The following is a 19,575-nucleotide window of genomic DNA, read 5'->3' as shown; positions in this document are numbered from 1 at the left end:
GGTGAACACGAGAAGAAGCCTCGGTTTCGGCGCGGTCTTCGCTCACTCGCCGAGGTCGAGCACGATCCCGGTGACCCCGTCGCGCACGCTCGCGATGCCGGCGGCGAGCGCGTCCAGGCCGCGCCGCTCGGTGATCGCGGCGGCCTCGATGGCGCCGTCGGCCGACGCCGCGGCACCGCGGGAGGTCGCCCCCGGCCAGATCACCGCCGTGACGTTCGCGGTGGGCTCGGCGACCTGCGCGCCCACGATGAGGAACTGCTGATCGAGTCGCTGCGCGGTCTCCAGCGAGAACACGTCGACGACGCCCTCGCCCAGGCCGATCACGAGGTCCGGCTCGGTCTCGACCGCCTGGGCGAGCGCGTCGCCCACCTCGCCGTCGTCGGCCGCAGAGAAGACCTCCACCTCGGCACCCGCACGCGCGGCGAATGCTCCGAGGGCCGCCGCCAGCCGATCGGCGCCGGCAGTTGCGGTCGGCACCACCGCCGCGATGCGGTAGCCAGGAAGCTCCTCGGCGTGCTCCGGCGCCCGCGCCGCGATGGTGCGACCCGGCTCGGGCACGACGGCGTAGGCATCGGCATCCGCAGCGCTCGTCGAGACGGCGGATGCTGCGCCCACCGGCTCCGCGGCGGCGCAGCCGCTCAGCCCGAGCATGAGGGCGCCCGCCGCGGCCGCGGCGGCGAGCGACGGCATCCGCTTCTCGATCACCGGCTCAGCGAACACGCGCTCGCTGACGCCGGGGTTGCCGCCGCGTGGCGCCGGGGTGAACGGCCGCGCGGCGATCTGCAGACGGGGATTTAGGCTGGATGATCGTGACCACCCTGCATGACCGCGCCGTGCGCGGGTTCGCCTCCGACAACTACTCCGGCGTGCACCCCGAGGTGCTCGCCGCGATCGCAGACGCCAACGAGGGGCACCAGATCGCCTACGGCGAAGACGCCTACACGGCCCGCCTGCAGGAGGTGTTCGCCCACCACTTCGGCGAGGGCGTCGAGGCGTTCCCGGTGTTCAACGGCACCGGCGCCAACGTCACGGGGCTGCAGTCGATGCTCCCCCGCTGGGGCGCGGTGATCGCCGCGAAGACCGCGCACATCAACGTCGACGAGGGCGGGGCGCCCGAGCGAGTCGCCGGCATCAAGCTGCTCACCGTTCCCACCGACGACGGCAAGCTCACCCCCGAGCTCATCGACCAGGAGGCGTGGGGCTGGGGCGACGAGCACCGCGCGCAGCCGCTGGTCGTCTCGATCACGCAGTCCACCGAGCTCGGCACTCTCTACACGCCCGACGAGATCCGCGCGATCGCCGACCACATCCACCCGCTGGGCATGCGCCTGCACATGGACGGCGCACGCATCTCCAACGCCGCCGCGGCCCTCGACCTGCCGCTGCGCGCCTTCACCCGCGACGTGGGCGTCGACGTGCTGAGCTTCGGGGGCACCAAGAACGGGGCGATGCTCGGTGAAGCCGTCGTCGTGCTCGAGCCCGCGGCGTCCGATGGGCTCCTGTTCCTGCGCAAGCTCAACATGCAGCTGTCGAGCAAGATGCGCTTCGTCTCGGCGCAGTTGATCGCGCTGCTGGAGGGCGACCTGTATCTGCGCAACGCGCGTCACTCCAACGCGATGGCCCAGCGCCTGCGCCAGGGCGTCGAGACGGGCATCGCCGACGGCACGATCACCGGTGTCGCCTTCACCCAGCCCACCCAGTCCAACGGCGTGTTCGCGACCCTGCCTGAGGGTGTGGCCGACGAGCTGCGCAAGAGCTTCCGCTTCTACGATTGGGACGCGGCCCGCAGCGAGGTGCGCTGGATGTGCTCGTTCGACACATCCGAGGCCGACGTCGACGCGTTCGTCGCGGAGCTGTCGAACCTCACGTCTCGCTGAGGCGGGTACCGGGGCCGGCGACTCCCCCCAAGAGCCGCCGACCCCTCTCGGACGGGCGATGAACCCCCCGGAACGGCCGTCCTCGGGAACGATCTCCGCCGCGCCCCAGCGAATTCACCCTCGCGGCGGCCCGATCGCGACTGCGCGTCGTGACCGGATTGTCGTTCCATTGACCAGGAGCGGCGGCCCCGCGGCCTGATACATCGGATTCAGAATCCGTCTCCGTGGCATTGGAAGGGCGCGCGGATGCCGGTGACCGCGGCCGCCTCGGCGAGCGCGACGGCCGGGGCGCGCCCCACCGCGAGCCCCGCGTGCATCGCGCCGAGCAGCTCGGTCGCATCGTCGTCGGCGACCACGACGGGGGCGGCCACGACGCAGCGCGCTCCCGCGTGCAGCCACGCACGCGTCATGCCCACCGCCTCCTCCCCCCACCGCACGGCGGAGCGGCCCACCTCGCAGGCCGACAGGATCACGGTGGGGGGAACGGCCGGCATCCTGTCGATGTCGTAGCCGAACAGCACTCCGTCGGCCAGTTCCAGGCCCGAGAACAGCGGGTTGTCGACCGCGTGACGCCCGTGGGCCGCGACGTGCAGCACGTCGACGCGGCCGCCCAGTGCCGTCACGGCATCGACGGTCGCCTCACCCTCGGCGAGCATCGACGCCGACGACCAGACGGATGCCGCCGCCTGCGCCTCCTCCTGAGCCCTGGCCACCCGCGGCCCCACGGCGAAGCCCGCCGTCGCCGCGGCGCGGACCTCGCCGCGCCCGTGCGCCCACCGCGACACCGAGCCGGCGAGGGTGAACGGGCGACCGGCGAGCCCCGGCAGCATGCCCCACGGCAGCCCCGCGAGCACACCGGGGGTGGTCAGCACGAGCCGGTGCGCGTCGACTGCGGCGAGCGCACCGCTCAGCAGCGCCGTGGAGAGGTCGGCGAGCCGCGCGTCGAGCGAACGCCGCACGACGGCGGCCATCGGCCCCGTGCGCACGGCAGCCGACACGTCGAGGTCGGAGCGCAGGCCCGACAGCGTCGTGCGCACCGCCGACCATTCCGGCAGGTCCACGAGCCGCGCGTCGGAGGACGTCACGACGAGGCAGCTGAGTCCCGCCGTGCTGTAGACGTAGGCGAGCACCGCCGTGTCGGCGTCGAGTCCCGCCTGCAGCGCGACCAGGTCGATGCGGTCTTCCAGGCCCGCGGCTCCGGTGGCGACCCACTGACGGTGCCGCAGCCGATCGCTGAGCTCCGCGGCCCGGGGGTCGGCGAGCCAGTCCCGGCCGGCGAGGTCGGCGCGCAGCATCCGCAGCTCGGCGAGGTCGGCCGCCAGCTCCGGGTCGGGCGGAGGGCGAAGCGGGACGACCTGATTGCTCAGGTGCCTGGCGCGCTCCGACCACTCGAACACCTGGTCGGCGCGGCGTGCGGCGACGGCGGCATCGAGCCCCGACAGCAGCAGCGCGTTGCCATGCATCGCGAGGGAGGTCTGCATGTCGAGGCTTCCGAACGAGGCCCGCCAGCGGGCGAGCTCGTCGAGGCCCGCTGCGGCGTGCTTGCGTGCCTGCGCCCTGCGCCCCGCGTTGCCGGCGCGGGTGGCGCGCACCTCGTGGGCGAGCAGCCGCACCTCCAGCGATGCCGACGCCGGCACCACGGGCAGGCGATGGGTCGCATCGCCGCGGCGCGCGAGCCACAGCTCGTGGTCGAGGCGCAGCGCCATCGCGTCGCTGCGCATGCCCCCACGGCGGAGCAGCTCGGCGACGCGGGCGACCTCCGTCGCGCGCACCCGGGTGCGTGCCCCCTCGACGATGCGACCGCTGCGGTCCATCGCGCCCGCCGCGAATGCGGCACGCAGTGCCACGGCCTCGGCGCGCGCCTGCCACAGCTCGTTGCCCAGGCGCCCGAACCCCCGCGCGGCGTCGCGCGCGACGTCGGCCGCGCGCTGCGCGTCGTGGCGCAGCAGGGAGCGGGCGAGATGGAACTCCGCCTCCGCGCGCGCCTGCGGGATGCGCTTGTCGGCGAACACCGCGGCCGCACCCTCGAGCAGCCGCTCCGCCTCGGTGACCAGCCCCGCGTCGCGCAGCACCTCGGCCATGTCCATGTCGCCGATCGCCGCGTTCTCGACGGAGACGACCGCCACGACGGTGCGGGCGGCGGCCATCTCGCGCATCGCGCGCACGAGGTCGCCGCCGAGCAGGGCGGCGTAGCCGAGGTTGTGCTGAGCCTCGGCGCGGTCGGCCGCGCTGTCGGCGGCGTCATAGGTCGCGTAGGCCTGCTCGAGATCGGCGATGGCCGCCGTGAGCTCGCCCCGCTGCATGAGCAGGATCGATCGGTTCATCCGGAGGTTGGCCCCGGCGATCGAGGTGCCGTCGAGCCCGCCGATGGCCAGGGCGAACCACTCCTGCGCCTCGTCGAGCCGGCCCAGGTTCCACAGCAGGCTCGCGAGCTGCCCCGCCACGATCGCCGCGGTCTCCGCGCCGATCCCCGGTGCGTCCAGGGCCTCCCGCACCATGCGCTCGCCCTCGGCGAGCCGACCCAGCTGACCGAGGGCGTAGGCGAGCGTTCCGGCGATGCGCGCGGCGAGATCGGGGTCGGAGGTCGCCGCCGCGGCGCGCTCGAGCAGCGGCACCGCCTCGGCGTAGCGGCGCTGATTGGTCAGACGCACGCCACGCTGATGCAGATCCGCTGCCGAGGGGGTCACCCCTCCAATATGGCGCCTCAGGGCCCGGCGTGCGCGCTCCGGGGCTCGCACGGCGTCGAGGTCGGGCCTCAGTCGGCCGCGCCGAGCTTCACCTCCGGACCCGAGAGCACGGCGTCGACGGCGGCCGCTGCATCCTTCACGGCATCCGCGACCGGCTCGGCCTGAAGCGGCCGCGTGTGCAGCCGCGCCGCGACGCGGCCGGCGACCAGGGGAGCCGCGAACGACGTGCCGCTCCACACGGCGAAGCCGCCGCGGTAGTCCTCCGGGCCGATCGTGAGACGCTGCCGGTCGTACTCGTCGTCGCGCGCCGACGCCTGGATGCCGCCGGTGAAGGCGGGCAGGATGCTGACCACCGACGCCCCCCGCGCGTACCGGCGCACCCACGGGCCGACGTTGGAGAACAGCGCCGTCGTGCCGTTGGGGTTGAGCGCCCCCACCGACAGGTGCTTCGCGTAGTCGTCGTCGGGGAGCCCGTTGTCGGAGCCCGGCCAGCGCCACAGCGACGCGGGGAAGGTGGGCCGGTCGATGGCGTCGTTGCCCGCCGAGACCACGACGACCGTGCCGAGGGCCCGCAGTTGCGTCAGCAGGTCGTAGAGGTCATGGGTGTAGAGGCCGTCTTCCGGGGTCTCGTGGTAGTACCCGAGCGACATGTTCAGCACGTCGATCGCCTGACCGCCGTGCACACCGTCGCGATGACGCTGCACCAGCACGACGAGGTCGCGCAGCACCTGCAGCAGGTTCGTCTCCTCCACGACCCCCAGCGCATCGGCGACGCGGATGGCGAGGATGTCGGCCTCGGGTGCTGCCTGCCGGATGATGCCGGCGATGAAGGTGCCGTGACCGGCGACGGGGTCGAGCTCACCGTCGAGCGGGCCGTACAGGTCGGGGTAGTACTCCGGATTGGCGTCGTCGTGCAGCCCCACCGGGCGCCCGTCGAGCGTGACCTCGCGGTTGACCACCCCGTCGAGCCACCAGTGGTCGCCGGCGCCGGTGTCGAGCACCGCCACGACGGCTCGGCGACGGGTGCCGTCGGTCAGTCGCGTGCGCGGCAGGTCGGGGCCGATCCAGCTCACCGGCTGCCTGCCGCCCGAGCCGGAGTCGCCGTATTCGCTCACCGGGTTCGTCTTGGCATAGGGGTTGGTCTTCGCGTACGGGTTCGTCTTCGCGTAGGGGTTGGTGCGGGCATAGGGATTGGTCTTGGCGAACGGGTTGATCCCGATCGGGTCGACGGTGAGCACGTGGTCGAGACCGATGCGGTCGGCGCCGGCATCCTTCAGCAGCCGCGCCCGCGCCTCACGGTCGCCCTTGCTGAGGTCGTTGCCCTTCTCGTCGAACAGCACGTCGCGGCGGATCTGCTGCAGCACCCGCCACGCGTCGGGCATGCCGGGCGAGACGGCGCCGGTGCGGTCGTCGTGGGGCGTCGCCTCCAGCCGCACGCGCACGACGACGGGAGTGCCGGGCACCTCGGATCGGGGCACCTCGTCGCCGTCGAGCGGCGTGCCGTCGAGCAGCTCGCGCTTCGCGCTCCATCCGAACTGCTCGGCCGCCTTCACGACGGTGTCGAACCCGCCCCCGAGCAGCTTGCCGTCCGGCCCACCCGAGACGAGCAGCCGACTGGGCACGTACACGGTCGGAAAGACCTCGAGGCCGTCGATCGGCTCGGCCGCCGGGTCGAGGAGCACGCCCTCGGGGATCGTGCCCTTGGCCCGGTCGCGCCACGACCAGCCCTTCGGCAGGGGTCCGCCCGCACGCACGTCGTCGTCCGCCATCATGGCTCCTCACTCGTGTCGGCGCCGCGGCGCCTGTTTCAGAAGCGGATGCTGCCGCTCACAGTTCGAATCGGGGGGTGGTCAGCTCGGCGTCCTGCTCGGCCGCCAGCACGACCCGCAGGCGTGCGACCCCCACCGGCACCTCGTCGAAGGCGAACCGCCCCGACTCGGGAGCCGTGGTCTGCGAGCCGCCGTCCTGGATGAGCTCGATCTCGGCCGCCGATCCGTCGACCCAGCCGTCGAGGCGTCGTCCGCCGGACTCGGTCGGGGTCACGTGCACGAGCACGCTGGTCTTGCCGTCGCTGAACTGCAGCGTGAGCATGTCGGCGTCGCCGCGCACGGCGCTCTCCGAGGCCGATTCCACCAGCGCCAGCAGTGCGTACTCGCGGGTGAGGTCTGCCGTGGCCACCGACGCGATCATCCGATCGACGAGGTCGGCGGGCACGGGGTCCACCGTCTCCCATGTGCGCCGCAGGGCGCGGAAGAGGGCCGCATCCGTATTCGGGGTGTCAGAGGTCATGGTCGTCTCCCGTCCATCCGTCCGCCTGCAGCGCCGCGCGCAGCTTGCCGAGGCAGCGCTGCCTCGTGGGGCCGATCGAGCCGATCGGCATCGCCAGGTCGTGTGCGATGCGCGCATAGTCGGGGCGCTCCTCGAACGCCACGATGCGCAGCAGTCGCCGGCAGCGCTCGTCGAGCCCGCCCACGGCGGTCCACAGGCGCCGGTCGCGGTCGGCGACATGCGCCCGCGCCTCGGCGGACTCCTCCACGGGCAGGTGCGGCTCGAGGTCGACGATCTCGGTGGGGCGCACTCGCTGATGCGCCTTGCCGACCCGCCACGCCTCGCGGCGCGCGCAGGTCGTGAGCCAGCCGGCCACCGCCCGCTCGTCGGCGATCGATTCGTGGTGGGTGACCAACGCCATCCAGGTGGCCTGCACGACGTCTTCTGCCAGCATCCGCTCGACGCCGTAGGCGCGCACGACGTGCCACAACACGGGCGTCATGGTGCGCACGAGCTCGTCCATCGCGAGGGTGTCGCCGGCCCGCCAGCGCGCGAAGGACGCGGCGGCGCGCTGCCAGATGGTCTCGGGCACGCCGTCTTGCCCCTCGCCGTCCGGGTCGTTCCGGAGGTGCGAGGGGTCGAGTTCGGTCATAGCGCCCATTCTGGCCACATCGACAGGAGCACGGCGACCCCGTCGGTGATACATGACGGGCCGAGAATTCCGTTATCCGGTTGGCCGGGGCGCCGGTGTGACGGGGTGAGCCGCCTCGACCGGCTGCGGTCGGGGCCTGCTCGACCGTCCCCGGTCGCACCCGGCTCGACCGACCCGGGTCCCACTCGGCTCGACCGACCCGGTCGCACTATAGGGTGACCGGGACGTCGCAAGGTCGCGGATGCTGCGACCGGGCACGCTCGCAGGTCTCACAACCTGCGGCTGAGGCAGCCACATCCCGCACCTTCTGCGACGCGGTCACGGCGCCGGTCTCACAACCTGCGGCTGAGGCAGCCGCATCCGACACCTTCTGCGACCGGCCATCGGTGCCGCTGCAGACTCGGCGGCTCCTTCGCGGTCGACTCCGCGGTCGACGCCCGAGCCACACCGGGTGCCCGCCCGACCCCGGTCGCACTATAGGGCGACTGGGCACGCGTCGGGCGACGGATGCTGCGACCTCGCGCGGCGGCCGGTCGCACTAGTTGCGACTCCGGCGGCCGCAACCCGCAGCTTCTGCGACACGACACCGCCCCCGGTCGCACAAGATGCGGCTCCGGGCGGCCGCAACCCGCACCTTCTGCGACTGCGGCCCGTGGGCCGTTACTCCGACTCCGACTCCGACTCCGACTCCGGCTCGACCTCAGCCTCAGCCTCAGCCTCGACCTCGGCAGCATCCGCCGCCTCGCCGGGCAGCGGCGCCTCGGGGCGGATGAGCTCCTTGACCTCGGCCATGAAGCTCGTCAGCTGGTGCTGCTGCCAGCGCAGCTGGCGGGTGCGGTCTTCGGCATCGCGCAGCACCGACTGCGAGTTGTTCGTCACGGTGTCGATGATCTTCTGGGCCTTCGCGCGGGCGCGATCGAGGATCTCGTTCGCGCGCAGCGTCGCGTCGGCCTCGATCTGCTGCGCCTGGGCGCGCATGAGCTTGTCGAAGTCCTCGGCCTTGGCCGACACGCGCTGAGCGTGCTCGAGCGACGCGGCCACCTGCTCGTTGGCGTCCTGGGTGATGCGCTCGGCGTGGGCGACGGCCTGGTTGTGCAGCATGAGGAACTCCTGCTGCGCGTCGTCCTGCCGGCGGGTCAGCGACTCCTCGAACTCGAGGGTGCGCACCCGCAGTTCCCGAACCGCCTCCTCGGCGTCGGCCCGGTCCTGCGCGGTCTCGCGCGCGACGAGCGAGCGCAGTGCGGCGGCGCCCTTCTCGGCCTCGGTGCGGATGGCCGCGGCCTCCTGGTCGGCCTGCGCGACCTTCTCGGCGGCGTGCGCGGCCTCGCGCTCGAGCTGCGCCTCGTGCGCGGTCAGCTCGGTGTCGATGCGCAACCGCACCTGGGCGGCGTCGTGCTGGGCCTGCGAGCGCACGGCCTCCGCTTCGGCCTGCAGCTCTTTGCGGCGGTTCTGGATCTCTTCGCGCGAGGCCTCCAGAAGCCGGTCGGCCTGCACGCTCGCGTTCTTGATGAGCTGGCTGGCCTGGTCTTCTGCCACCCGCAGGATCTCTTCGAACTTCTGCCGGTTCTCGCTCTCGCCGCCGGCGCCCATGAGCTCTTCGGTGAGCGCGTCGATCTTCTGCTCGGCCGCGGCCGCGCGCGCATCGGCGGCCGTCAGCTCGTCGCGCAGCCGCTGCAGCTCATCACGCCCCTCGGCCGACTCTGCTTCGGCATCGGCGCCGCGCGAGTGCGCGTCTTCGAGCTCTCGGCGCAGGGTCACGACGTCGTCGGCGGAGCGGCGCCAGCGGTCTTCGAGGGCCGCGACCTCGTCGGCTGCGGCGCGCTGGCGCTGCTGCAGCTGCGCGAACGCCGCGTCGACCTCGTCTTTGTCATAGCCGCGGAAGGCCGTCGTGAACCCGGTCTCGACGGCGGCCGACGCCGGCGCGACGGCGCCGATCAGCTCATCGAACGGCGAACGGCTCTCGTCGTCGGAGGGGCGGGTCGAAGTCTGCTGGTCGGACATGGGCGCTCCGGGAATGCGAGAGGGTGGGCGCGCCGATACGGCGCCGGGGGGTGCCTCCATTATCCGCCGCACCGACGGGTTCGCCTACCACGATTTCAGGGCATTCATAGCCCACTCCGCGCAAGGCGGCAGCATCCGCCCAGGCGGACGCGTTCAGCGCGCCGTCGGCCGGCCGAGAAGCAGGCTCGACACGCTCGGCCGCCAGTGCCGCGCGACGTACTCGACCGCCTCATCGACTCCGAGCGAGCGCGTCGAGTTGCCGATGCGCACCCACAGGTCGGTCGAGCTGCCGTCTTTGGCCTGGCTGAGGAAGACCGGCTTGGAGGCCCGCGGGCACACCACGGCGCACACCGTGACGCCGTTCGCCGCCTCGCCGAACTGCAGATGCGGCAGCCCCGCGGCGTTGCGGCCGAGCAGATTCGAGAAGAGGTCGCGCAGCCACAGCTCGAAGCGGTCGACGTCGGGCACCCGCAGCGTGGCGAGGTCGCGGTCGAGTCCCACCGCTTCGCCGGCGTCGTTCGCGCCGATGATGAGCGTTCCGCCGCCGGTGTTGAGGAATGCGGCGACGGTCTTGGCGATCGCCAGCTCCATGCGGGCGTCCTTCTTGTCCTCCCGCACGTTCCAGCGGGCCGTCTCTTTGAACTCGACGCGATCCGACTCCCCCGCCGCGAGCACCTTAGCCACGTCGACGTCGCCGGCGCCGCGGTGCAGCGCCGTCGCGATGCCCGCGACGAGGAACGACAGCGCGAGGCTGCAGCCGAACGCGAGCAGGAACGTGGGCAGCATCCACACCCGCACGTCGGGGATGAGCAGGGCCGCGAGCAGGATCCCGATGCTCAGCCCGACCGCGGAGATAATCGTGAGCGCCGTCAGGCCGATCCGCAGGCGCGCGCCGAACATCCCGAGCATGATCCGGGCGATCAGGAATGAGACCAGCAGGGCGATCGGCAGCGCGATCGCGAACTCGATCATCACCTCGTTGCGCATACCGACCCTCAGCGCAGCGCGCCGACGCTGGCCAGCGCCAGCCGCACGAGCGTGCCGCGGCCGCCCTCCATCTCGGAGGCGAGGGCGTCGGATGCCGCCTCCTCCGGTGTCATCCAGGTCACCTCCAGCGCATCCTGGCGCGGCTCGCAGGTGCCGGTCACCGGCACGACGAACGCGAGCGACACGGCGTGCTGGCGGTCGTCGTGGAAGGCGCTGAGGCCGGGGATGGGAAAGTATTCGGCGACGGTGAACGGCGTCGGCTGGGCCGGCAGCAGCGGGAAGGCCATCGGCCCGAGGTCGTTCTCGAGGTGGCGGAAGAGGGCGTCGCGCACCGTCTCGCCGTAGCGCACGCGGCCGGAGACGATCGTGCGGGCGATCTCGCCCACGGGGGTGGCGCGCAGCAGGATCCCGACCTCGGTGACCTGCCCGACGCCGTCGGTGCGCACCGGCACGGCCTCGACGTAGAGCATCGGGAGGCGCCGACGTGCTTCGGCGAGCTCGATGTCGGTGAGCCAGCCGGGGTTGGCCGCGTTGCCGGGCGCCGGCGAGCCGAAGCTGCCGTCGCCGACGGGATGGCCGCTGCGCCCGAACGACGCGCCGATGCCGCCGAGGGGATCGCGAGGGGTGCCCTCGTCGTCGCTCTCGTTGGGATCGGGGTCAGGGGTGCGCACCGGCATGTCTCCTGTATACCCCAGGGGCGCCGGAAGCCGTGATCAGGCGCCGAGGGCGGCGGGCACCGACGCCAGCAGCGCGCGGGTGTAGTCGTGCTGCGGGGCGGCGAGCAGCCGCGCGGTGCGACCGCGTTCGACGATCTCTCCGCGGCGCATGACGATCGCCTCCTCGCACACCTGACGAACGACTGCCAGATCGTGGCTGATGAACAGCAGCGTGAGACCCCGCTCGGCCCGGATGCGCGAGACGAGCTCGAGCACCTGCGCCTGCACCGACACGTCGAGGGCGCTGGTGGCCTCGTCCATCACGAGCACGTCGGGCTCGACCGCCAGCGCACGGGCGATCGCCACGCGCTGGCGCTGCCCTCCCGAAAGGGTGCGCGGGCGCCGCCCGGCGAGAGCCGGATCGAGCCCCACGGCCGCCAGCAGCTCGTCGACGCGGGTCGCCGCATCCGCCGCCCCGTCGTGCAGCCGCAGGGCGTCGGCGACTGCGCGGCCGACCGGGATGCGGGGATCGAGCGAGAGGTAGGGGTCTTGGAAGACCATCTGCACGCTGCGGGCGTGCGCGAGGCGCGCCGCGCGGCCCCGCGGAGCCGCGGTGCGTTCGCGCCCGGCGATGCGGATCTCACCGGCGTCGGGCTGCTCGAGCCCCACGATCATGCGCGCGAGCGTCGACTTGCCCGACCCCGACTCCCCCACGATCGCGAGGGCGCCACCGGCGGGCACGTCGAGGTCGGCGTCGCGCACGGCGACGACCGGCTGCTTGCCCCGGGGCGTGTAGGTCTTGGCGAGGCCGCGCACCTCGAGCATCGGCTCGGGCCCGGCAGGCGCGTCGGGGCTGGCGCCGGCGAGCGTGGGCGTCGCCGCGATCAGCCGTCTCGCATAGTCGGAGCGGGGGCTGCGCAGCACCTCGCGGGCGGGCCCCTCCTCTTCGACGACCCCGGCGCGCAGCACGACGAGGCGATCGCAGAGGGATGCCGCCAGGTTCAGGTCGTGCGTGACGAACAGCATGCCCATGCCGCGCTCGTCGCGCAGACGCTTCAACAGCGCGATGATCTCGGCCTGGGTCGTCACGTCGAGCGCCGTGGTCGGCTCATCGCACACCAGCAGCGCCGGGTCGGTCGTGAGGGCGCCGGCGATCATGACGCGCTGGAGCATGCCGCCCGACAGCTCGTGCGGGTACTGCCGCAGGTGCTCCTGCGGGCGGGGCAGCTGCACGGCGGCGAGAAGCTCCAGGGCCTTGTCGCGCGCCCTCGGGGCGCCCCACCCCTCGTTCAGCCGCAGCGCCTCGGTGAGGTGGTCGCCGATCGTGCGCATCGGGTTGATTCCGGCGCGGGGATCTTGGAAGACCATCGCCGCCCGATGCCGGCGCACGTCGGTCAGGGTGCGAGAGCCCGCACCCAGCACGTCGGCGCCCTCCACCCGCACGGCGCCGGTCGTCGCTGCGGCTGCGGGCAGCAGCCCCAGCACGGCGCGCGAGGTGAGCGACTTCCCCGAGCCCGACTCGCCGACCAGGCCCACGGTCTGGCCGCGTTCGACGGTGAGCGAGACGTCGTGCAGCAGCATCCTGCCGTCCGGCAGTGAGAGCCCCAGGCGGTCGATCTCGAGCAGGCTCACGATGCTCCTCCCACGCGGCGAGAGAGCTCTTCGCCGACGATGTTGACGGCCACCACGACGATCACGACGGCCACGGCGGGGGCGAGCGCCGGCAGGAAGTACCCGCCGGCGACGCCCGACTGGGCCTCGTTGATCATCGCGCCCCAGTCGGGCGTGGGCGGCTGCACGCCGAGGCCCAGGAACGACAGGGCCGCGAGCTCGGCCAGCACGTAGCCGAAGTTGAGCGTCGACTGCGCGCCGACGACGGGGGTGACGTTGGGCAGCACGCGGCGCAGCGCGATCCAGGCCCCGGCGAAGCCCTGCACGCGATACGCCGCGACATAGGGCCGATGGCGCTCGGCGATCACGAGCGTGCGGGTCAGTCGCGCGACGAACGGGATGTAGGCGATGCTCATCGCGACCACCGGCGCCGTGAGCCCCTTGCCGAACAGCGCGACCGCCATGATCGCGATCAGAAGCGACGGGAAGGCGAAGATCACGTCGAACAGCCGCGCGAGCACCGCATCGAGCCAGCCGCCCCGCCAGCCGGCGAGAAGTCCCAGCAGGGCGCCCAGCACCGTCGAGAGCACGACCACCAGCAGGGGACCGAGCAGGGCCGTCCGGGCGCCGTAGAGGATGCGGCTGAGCGTGTCGCGGCCGAGTGCGTCGGTGCCGAGCCAGTGGGCGGTGCTCGCACCGGCGTGCACCGCGCCGAAGTCGACCGCCTCGGGGTCGTAGGGCGCGAGGAACGGGGCGAAGACGGCGGCGAGCGCGAAGGCGGCGAGCACGATGAGGCTCACGGTCACGGCGAGGTCGCCTCGCGCCGCGCGCGGAGTGCGCAGCACGCGCACCGACAGAGTGGGAGAGACCATCATCGGGCACCCGCTCCCGCCGCCGTGCGCGGATCGACCCACGGCTCGAGCAGATCGATCACGGCGTTCACGACGACGAACGCCGTCACTACCAGCAGCACGATGGCCTGCACGACGGGAAAGTCGAGCCGGTCGACCGACTGCACCAGCAGCGACCCGATCCCGGCCAGCCCGAAGGCCGACTCGACGATCGAGCTCGCCACGATGAGACCGGCCACCAGCACACCGCTCACGGTGAGGATCGGCCGCAGGGCGTTGCGCAGCACGTGCCGGCGCACCACGACCGCGCGGGTGAGCCCGCGGCTCGTGGCGACCTCGACGTGCTCGCGGTCGAGCTGCTCGACCATCGCCGAGCGGGTCACCTTGGCCACCAGCACCGTGAAGACGATCGCGAGGGCCGTGGCCGGCAGCACGAGGTGCCACACCGTGTCGACGAAGCCCTCCCCCGACCCGAACGAGGGGAACCACCCCAGCTGCACCGAGAACACCGAGATGAGCACGATCGACCCGACGAACGACGGGATCGCGCCGAGGATCGTCAGCACGATCAGCACGAGCCGGTCGGGCAGCCGCCCGCGGCTCAGCGCCGCGATCGTGCCGCCCGCGAGGCCCGCGATCGCGATCATGATCCCGGCCAGCACGACCAGGCCCAGTGTCACCGGCAGCCGCTCGCCGATGACCGCCGTCACGTCCTGCCGGTACTGCAGCGACCGGCCGAAGTCGCCGTGCAGCATGCCGGAGACCCAGGCGAGGTACTGCTGCCACGGCGGCAGGTCGAGCCCGTACTGGGCGGTCACCTCGGCGACCGCCTCGGGACTCGGCTTGCGGCCGCGCAGCAGGAAGCTCACCGGGTCGCCGGGCACGAGGAACCGCGAGAAGAACACCAGGAGCGAGGCGAGGAAGAGGGTGAGCAGGAGCCCACCCAGCTTCCCCGCGACGCGACGGACGGCGATCATGACGGATGCGGGCCGCTCAGCTCGCGCCGAGGGTGGCCGCCCACGGATAGTAGAGGAACGCGATCGACGGGGACAGACCCGTGATGCGTTCGCCCAGGAACACCGACATCGGCGTCGTGTACAGCGGGAGCCACGGCAGCTGCTCGTTCGCGATCTGCTGGGCCTTCGCCGTCTCGACGCTGCGCTGGGCGGGGTCGTCGATCGCGATGGCCCCGTTGACGGTGTCGTCGAACTCCTGGTCGCTCCAGCCGCCGTAGTTGCTGAACTCGCCCGTGCGCAGCACGCTGTACATCTCGAGCGGGTCGGGGCTGGAGAGGTACCAGCTCGTGAAGAAGAGGTCGACGCCCTCGCGCGCACTCGGGTCGGAGAACAGCGCCGTGTAGGCGCCAGGGGTGACCGACTCGATGTTCGCGGTGAGGCCGATCGACTCGGCGGCTGCGGCGGCGGCCTGCGAGACGACCGAGAACTCGTTCGAGATCGGCGCGGTCATGATCGTGATCTCCTGGCCTTCGACGCCGGCCTCGGCGACGAGCGCCTTGGCCGCATCGAGGTCGTGCTCGTAGGCGGTCACGTCCTCGAAGGCCGTCGTGACCGCCGCGGGGTCGGCGTCGACCCAGACCGAGTCGGTGGTCAGCACGTCGGTGACCTCGCCGACGCCGCCGGCTGCGGCATCGAGGATGCCCTCGCGGTCCATCGCCATCAGCAGCGCCTGCCGCACGCGCACGTCGCCCAGGGGCCCCTCGAGGTCGCTGACCACGAGGCTGCCGACGGCGCTCGTGAGCCCGAAGTACACGTCACCCACGTCGGACGACTGCAGCTGCGCGAACGCCGAGGAGGGCAGCATCCACGATCCGTCGACCTCGCCCGAGGCCAACGCGTTGACGCGCGCCGTGGGGTCGGTCATGAAGTCGAACTCGACCTCGGCTGCGTGCGGCGTGAGATCGGCGTCCCAGTAGTCGTCGTAACGGGCCAGGGTGATCGACTCGCCCGACTTCCACTCCTCGAGGCTGAAGGGTCCGGTGCAGTTGACGCCGCCGGTGGAGTTGCCGTAGTCGGCGCCCTTCTCGGCGAGGGTCGCGGCCGACTCGACGACGCCGGCCGAGCTGCCCATCGCGAGGTTGAACTGCGAGCCCGGCACCGACAGGGTCACGGTGACCTCGCGGTCGCCGGTCTGCTCGATCGAGGTGACGTTCTGGTACACCGAGTACCAGAACGAGCCCACCGCGGGATCGAGGTGGCGGTTCATCGACGCGACGACGTCGGCGGCCGTGAGCGGCGTGCCGTCGTGGAAGGTGACGCCGTCGCGGATCGTGTAGACCCACGTGTTCGCGTCGGGATGGTCGTACGACTCGGCCAGCCCAGGCGACAGCGTGTAGTCGGGATTCAGGCGCAGCAGCGACTCGCAGACGTTCGCGAGGATCTGGTTGTCGGCGTAGTCGAACGCATAGGCGTAGTCGAGCGAGTAGGGCTCGGCATAGGTCGCCCACGAGATCGTGTCGATGTCGCCGGACGGCGCCGCCGTGGTGTCGGTGAGCTCCCACTCGACCGCCGATGTCTGCGGGGAGGGGGAGGATGCCGAGCACGCGCTCACGGCGAGCGCAGCGGCGGCGAGGCCGGCGACGACGGCGACGGCGCGGGGGAGGTGATGCCTCATGACGGTTCCTTCACGGTGACGGACGACAGGCGGTAGACGGGTGCGCCTTCGATCCAGGTGGACAGGACGGTGGTGCGGTGGAGCTGCTCCGCCGGTGCGGCGAAGGGGTCGGGTGAGAGCACGACGAGGTTCGCGAGGTAGCCCTCGCGGATGCTGCCGGTGTCGTGTTCGCGGCCGTTCACGTAGGCGGTGCCCGAGGTGTAGGCGGTCATCGCCGTGACGAGGTCGATCTGCTGTGCGGCACCGCCGAGCGGCTCGGCGTCGCTGCCGGGGAAGGTGCGGTTGACGGCCACGTGGATCGCCTGCATGGGGTCGGCGCTCGAGACCGGCCAGTCGCTGCCGGCGGCCAGGCGGGTGCCGGCGCGCACGAGGTCGCCGAACGGATAGTGGCGCGACTCCGCCCCGTCAGGCAGGAACGGCAGGGTGAGCTCGTCGAGCTGCGGCTCGTGGGTGGCCCACAGCGCCTGCAGGTTCGCCACGGCATCGTGCTCGGCGAAGCGGTCGACGTCGCTCTCGGCGATCATCTGCAGGTGCGCGAGGTGGTGGCGCGCGCCGCCGGGACCGTTGGCCCCGCGCGCGGCGGCGACGGCGTCGAGCGCCTCGCGCACCGCGCGGTCGCCGAGGGCGTGGAAGTGCGCCTGGATGCCGGCCGCATCGAGCGCCGTCACCGCCTCGCGCAGCAGCTCGGGGTCGATGAACGACAGCCCGCTGTTGTCGGTCGGGTGGCCGTGGTGGTCGTGATAGGGCGAGAGCATCGCGGCCGTGCCGTTCTCTGCCACCCCGTCGACCATGAGCTTGGCGGCGCCCAGGCTCACCCTGCGCGGGTCGACGAGCTCGGCGATGCGGTCGCGTTCGGCGACGATCGCCTCGACCTGCTCGATGCCGCCGTCGCGGCGCCACCACTGCGCGCCGACCACGTGCACCTTGAGGGTGCCGTCGGCCGCGGCGCGGAGATACGCGGGCACGGGATCGGGGATGCCCGCGCCCGAGGCGCGCACGGCGGCGTCCTGCCACCCCGTGATCCCGAGCGGGATGAGCTCCGCCTGGGCTGCGAGCAGGCCCCGGTAGGCCAGTTCGTCGTCGAAGGCGGGGCGCGCGGCGGCGAACAGGTCGCCCGCTCCCTCATGGAAGGTGCCGGCCGGCGCGCCGTCGGGCTCGCGCTCGATGCGGCCGTCGACGGGATCGGAGGTGTCGCGGTCGATGCCGGCGAGGCGGATGGCGGCGGTGTTGGCCCACGTGCTGTGGTGGTCGCGACTCATCAGCAGCACGGGGCGGTCGGGCACGACCGCATCCAGCGCCTGCCGCGTGGGAGCGCCGCCGGCGAAGTGGTCCATCGACCAGCCGCCGCCGAGGATCCACTCCACGTCGGGGTGGCTCAGCGCATAGGCGGCGACGCGGGCGATGGACTCGGCCGCGTCGGCGGAGTCAGCGAGGTTGCACTGCAGCAGCTCGGTGCCGCCGGCGACGGGGTGCACGTGCGCATCCTGGAAGCCGGGTGACAGCAGCGCGCCGGATAGGTCGACGACCTCGGTGGCGGGGCCGATCAGTGCGGCCGTCTCGTCGGCGCGGACGAGCGCGGCGATGCGGTCGCCGACCACCGCGACGGCGAAGCCGTCGAGGGGTTCACCAGCTCCGGTGAAGATCGCCCCTCCCGTGAACAGGACGTCTGCTGTCGGCATCGTCGCCTCCTTCTCGTGCTGCGCTCGTCTGCGCGGTGCGGTGGGAGGGAGACTATGCGCATGACAACGTCTTTGTCAACGCTGTTGACAGGATCGAGGACTCCGGCCGCTAAGCTGGCGGTCGACCGTGCAGGTGGCACGGAGAGGGAGGCCGGCGATGGCGACTCGAAAGGCGACACCCGCGCGCCACCGCCTCGACCGCGAGACGATCCTCGACGCCGCCCGCACCCTCGCGGGCACCCCAGGTGTCTCGACGATCTCGTTCCGCGACCTCGGCGCCGAGCTGGGCGTCGACCCGACCGCCGTGTACCGGCACTTCCGCAACAAGGAAGAGCTGATGGCCGCGCTTCTCGACGATCTCGCCGACCGCGCGATGCAGCATGTGACGGCCGACCCCGCGGCCTGGCGCGATCGACTGCGAGAGCTGGCGACGGGAACGCTGACCGAGTTCGAGCGGTACCCGGCGATCGGCGTCGAGGCGATCGTGCTCACCACCGGCGGACCGGCCGAGCACCGCGCCATCGAGTTCATGCTCGACGCATTCACGCGCGCCGGCCTCACCGGCGACGAGCTCGTGCGCCACTACGCCGTGCTGGCCGCGCACGTGCTCTCGACGGCGGCGAACATCGCCCGTGTACGCGCACAGCGGGCCGACGCCGACCACACTCAGACGACTTGGCTCGACGGGCCGGTGCTGGTCGACCCGCGCGAGTTCCCCCTCATCGCCGCGAACAGCGTGCCGCTGGCGGAGCTGCGCGACGTGGAGATGTTCCAGGCCGGCGTCGAGATGATCCTCGACTCGGCGCAGCGCGCGGGATCTGCGGGCTGACGCCTCCATCGCCGGATGCCGCCCGCGTCGGAGGCTCCTGCCAGGATGGCGGCATGGTGCTGCCAGAGATCCCGCCGCTCGACTCGGCCGCCGTTCGGTGGTCGGAGCCGCTCACCGCCCGCCCCGACGCTCCCCTGCTCGTGCTGCTGCACGGCTACGGCACCGACGAGTCCGATCTGTTCGGGCTCGCCCCGCATCTGCCCGCGGAGTTCACCGTCGCCGCCGTGCGCGCACCGCTGACGCCGCCCTTCCCCATGCCTGGACACTCCTGGTACGCGATAGAGAACCTCGACGCGCACGACCCGGACACGGTGACCGCCGCCGCATCCCGCTTCATCGAATGGATCGATGCGACGGATGCCGCAGACCGCCCGATCGGTCTGCTCGGCTTCTCGCAGGGCTCGGTCGTCGCGGTGCAGGCGCTGCGGCTGCGGCCGGAGCGCTTCGCGTTCGTCGTGAACCTCGCCGGGTACGCCGCCCCCGGTGAGCTCGAAGGCGACGCGGTGCTGCGGGAGCTGCGACCGCCGGTCTTCTGGGGACGAGGATCGCACGATCAGGTGATCCCGGCACCCCTGGTCGCCCACACGACCGAGTGGCTGCCGCAGCACTCCACCCTCAGCGGCCGGGTCTATCCGCAGCTGGCGCACAGCGTCTCTCAGGACGAGCTCGACGACGTCGTGGCCTTCCTGCGCCTGCGGCTGAAGGCCGACGGCTGAGCGGCTGGCCCGCTCCCATGGTCTTCGGGTACAGTCGGGAGTCCTTGTTCCGAGTGTGAGGAATCGAATCGGTGGAGATCTTCGCGTCCGCGCTGTGACCCGCGCCGACCGTCGACCGACGCGTCCGCGC

16 protein-coding genes are annotated in these 19,575 nt (G+C 72.4%); 3 read left to right on the top strand and 13 right to left on the bottom strand.

Going from position 1 to position 19,575, the window contains the following annotated elements; genetic code table 11:
- Positions 1 to 42 precede the first annotated feature (42 nt).
- Complete coding sequence (locus OAW74_RS00420; protein WP_262872364.1) at positions 43 to 720, bottom strand: BMP family ABC transporter substrate-binding protein; 678 nt, start codon at positions 718 to 720, stop codon at positions 43 to 45.
- An 83-nt stretch (positions 721 to 803) separates the two neighbouring features.
- Here OAW74_RS00420 and OAW74_RS00415 point away from each other — a divergent pair, with 83 nt between their 5' ends.
- Positions 804 to 1,877, top strand: a complete 1,074-nt coding sequence (locus OAW74_RS00415; protein WP_378732969.1) for a threonine aldolase family protein — start codon at positions 804 to 806, stop codon at positions 1,875 to 1,877.
- A gap of 209 nt (positions 1,878 to 2,086) precedes the next feature.
- Here the strand turns inward: OAW74_RS00415 and OAW74_RS00410 are convergent, their stop codons facing one another.
- From OAW74_RS00410 to OAW74_RS00355, 12 genes are all read right to left on the bottom strand, one after another.
- The gene (locus tag OAW74_RS00410; RefSeq protein WP_262872362.1) at positions 2,087 to 4,564 is read right to left on the bottom strand and encodes a CHAT domain-containing protein; all 2,478 of its coding nucleotides are present in this window, start codon (positions 4,562 to 4,564) and stop codon (positions 2,087 to 2,089) included.
- Between the two features lie 68 nt (positions 4,565 to 4,632).
- Entirely contained in the window at positions 4,633 to 6,333 is a 1,701-nt protein-coding gene (locus OAW74_RS00405) for a S8 family peptidase (protein ID WP_262872361.1), read from the bottom strand.
- A 58-nt stretch (positions 6,334 to 6,391) separates the two neighbouring features.
- The gene (locus OAW74_RS00400) at positions 6,392 to 6,853 is read right to left on the bottom strand and encodes a hypothetical protein (protein ID WP_262872360.1); all 462 of its coding nucleotides are present in this window, start codon (positions 6,851 to 6,853) and stop codon (positions 6,392 to 6,394) included.
- Positions 6,843 to 7,484, bottom strand: a complete 642-nt coding sequence (locus OAW74_RS00395) for an RNA polymerase sigma factor (RefSeq protein WP_262872359.1) — start codon at positions 7,482 to 7,484, stop codon at positions 6,843 to 6,845. The genes OAW74_RS00400 and OAW74_RS00395 overlap by 11 nt, the downstream gene beginning before the upstream one ends.
- A gap of 660 nt (positions 7,485 to 8,144) precedes the next feature.
- Positions 8,145 to 9,485: a cell division initiation protein gene (locus tag OAW74_RS00390; protein WP_262872358.1), complete on the bottom strand. Its 1,341-nt coding sequence runs from the start codon at positions 9,483 to 9,485 to the stop codon at positions 8,145 to 8,147.
- A 153-nt stretch (positions 9,486 to 9,638) separates the two neighbouring features.
- Positions 9,639 to 10,472 (bottom strand): AlbA family DNA-binding domain-containing protein, encoded by an 834-nt coding sequence (locus tag OAW74_RS00385; protein WP_262872357.1) that lies wholly within the window; start codon positions 10,470 to 10,472, stop codon positions 9,639 to 9,641.
- Positions 10,473 to 10,480: 8 nt separating this feature from the next.
- Positions 10,481 to 11,149 (bottom strand): NUDIX hydrolase family protein, encoded by a 669-nt coding sequence (locus OAW74_RS00380; protein WP_262872356.1) that lies wholly within the window; start codon positions 11,147 to 11,149, stop codon positions 10,481 to 10,483.
- Positions 11,150 to 11,185: 36 nt separating this feature from the next.
- Entirely contained in the window at positions 11,186 to 12,760 is a 1,575-nt protein-coding gene (locus tag OAW74_RS00375; RefSeq protein ID WP_262872355.1) for a dipeptide ABC transporter ATP-binding protein, read from the bottom strand.
- Positions 12,757 to 13,611, bottom strand: a complete 855-nt coding sequence (locus tag OAW74_RS00370) for an ABC transporter permease (RefSeq protein WP_262872354.1) — start codon at positions 13,609 to 13,611, stop codon at positions 12,757 to 12,759. The genes OAW74_RS00375 and OAW74_RS00370 overlap by 4 nt, the downstream gene beginning before the upstream one ends.
- Positions 13,611 to 14,567, bottom strand: a complete 957-nt coding sequence (locus tag OAW74_RS00365) for an ABC transporter permease (protein WP_262872353.1) — start codon at positions 14,565 to 14,567, stop codon at positions 13,611 to 13,613. The genes OAW74_RS00370 and OAW74_RS00365 overlap by 1 nt, the downstream gene beginning before the upstream one ends.
- A 16-nt stretch (positions 14,568 to 14,583) precedes the next feature.
- Entirely contained in the window at positions 14,584 to 16,221 is a 1,638-nt protein-coding gene (locus tag OAW74_RS00360; protein WP_262872352.1) for an ABC transporter substrate-binding protein, read from the bottom strand.
- Positions 16,218 to 17,900 carry an amidohydrolase gene (locus OAW74_RS00355; protein WP_262872351.1) on the bottom strand — a complete coding sequence of 561 codons (1,683 nt, stop codon included), beginning with the start codon at positions 17,898 to 17,900 and terminating at the stop codon, positions 16,218 to 16,220. Before OAW74_RS00355 ends, OAW74_RS00360 begins: the two co-directional genes overlap by 4 nt.
- A 157-nt stretch (positions 17,901 to 18,057) precedes the next feature.
- Here OAW74_RS00355 and OAW74_RS00350 point away from each other — a divergent pair, with 157 nt between their 5' ends.
- Complete coding sequence (locus tag OAW74_RS00350) at positions 18,058 to 18,729, top strand: TetR/AcrR family transcriptional regulator (RefSeq protein WP_262872350.1); 672 nt, start codon at positions 18,058 to 18,060, stop codon at positions 18,727 to 18,729.
- A gap of 53 nt (positions 18,730 to 18,782) precedes the next feature.
- The gene (locus tag OAW74_RS00345) at positions 18,783 to 19,445 is read left to right on the top strand and encodes an alpha/beta hydrolase (RefSeq protein ID WP_262872349.1); all 663 of its coding nucleotides are present in this window, start codon (positions 18,783 to 18,785) and stop codon (positions 19,443 to 19,445) included.
- Positions 19,446 to 19,575 lie beyond the last annotated feature (130 nt).

Source organism: Microbacterium fluvii (assembly GCF_025515205.1).
In the GTDB taxonomy this organism is placed as follows: domain Bacteria; phylum Actinomycetota; class Actinomycetes; order Actinomycetales; family Microbacteriaceae; genus Microbacterium; species Microbacterium fluvii.
Note: the sequence above shows the minus strand (reverse complement) of the source record. Positions and strands in the feature narration are given on the sequence as shown.

Excerpts from the sequence above, each read along its gene's own strand:
- OAW74_RS00390 (WP_262872358.1), bottom strand. The coding sequence starts at position 9,485 with ATGTCCGACCAGCAGACTTCGACCCGCCCCTCCGACGACGAGAGCCGT.
- OAW74_RS00395 (WP_262872359.1), bottom strand. The coding sequence starts at position 7,484 with ATGACCGAACTCGACCCCTCGCACCTCCGGAACGACCCGGACGGCGAG.
- OAW74_RS00365 (WP_262872353.1), bottom strand. The coding sequence starts at position 14,567 with ATGATCGCCGTCCGTCGCGTCGCGGGGAAGCTGGGTGGGCTCCTGCTC.
- OAW74_RS00385 (WP_262872357.1), bottom strand. The coding sequence starts at position 10,472 with ATGCGCAACGAGGTGATGATCGAGTTCGCGATCGCGCTGCCGATCGCC.
- OAW74_RS00360 (WP_262872352.1), bottom strand. The coding sequence starts at position 16,221 with ATGAGGCATCACCTCCCCCGCGCCGTCGCCGTCGTCGCCGGCCTCGCC.
- OAW74_RS00350 (WP_262872350.1), top strand. The coding sequence starts at position 18,058 with ATGGCGACTCGAAAGGCGACACCCGCGCGCCACCGCCTCGACCGCGAG.
- OAW74_RS00370 (WP_262872354.1), bottom strand. The coding sequence starts at position 13,611 with ATGGTCTCTCCCACTCTGTCGGTGCGCGTGCTGCGCACTCCGCGCGCG.
- OAW74_RS00345 (WP_262872349.1), top strand. The coding sequence starts at position 18,783 with ATGGTGCTGCCAGAGATCCCGCCGCTCGACTCGGCCGCCGTTCGGTGG.
- OAW74_RS00400 (WP_262872360.1), bottom strand. The coding sequence starts at position 6,853 with ATGACCTCTGACACCCCGAATACGGATGCGGCCCTCTTCCGCGCCCTG.
- OAW74_RS00380 (WP_262872356.1), bottom strand. The coding sequence starts at position 11,149 with ATGCCGGTGCGCACCCCTGACCCCGATCCCAACGAGAGCGACGACGAG.
- OAW74_RS00405 (WP_262872361.1), bottom strand. The coding sequence starts at position 6,333 with ATGGCGGACGACGACGTGCGTGCGGGCGGACCCCTGCCGAAGGGCTGG.
- OAW74_RS00355 (WP_262872351.1), bottom strand. The coding sequence starts at position 17,900 with ATGCCGACAGCAGACGTCCTGTTCACGGGAGGGGCGATCTTCACCGGA.
- OAW74_RS00415 (WP_378732969.1), top strand. The coding sequence starts at position 804 with ATGATCGTGACCACCCTGCATGACCGCGCCGTGCGCGGGTTCGCCTCC.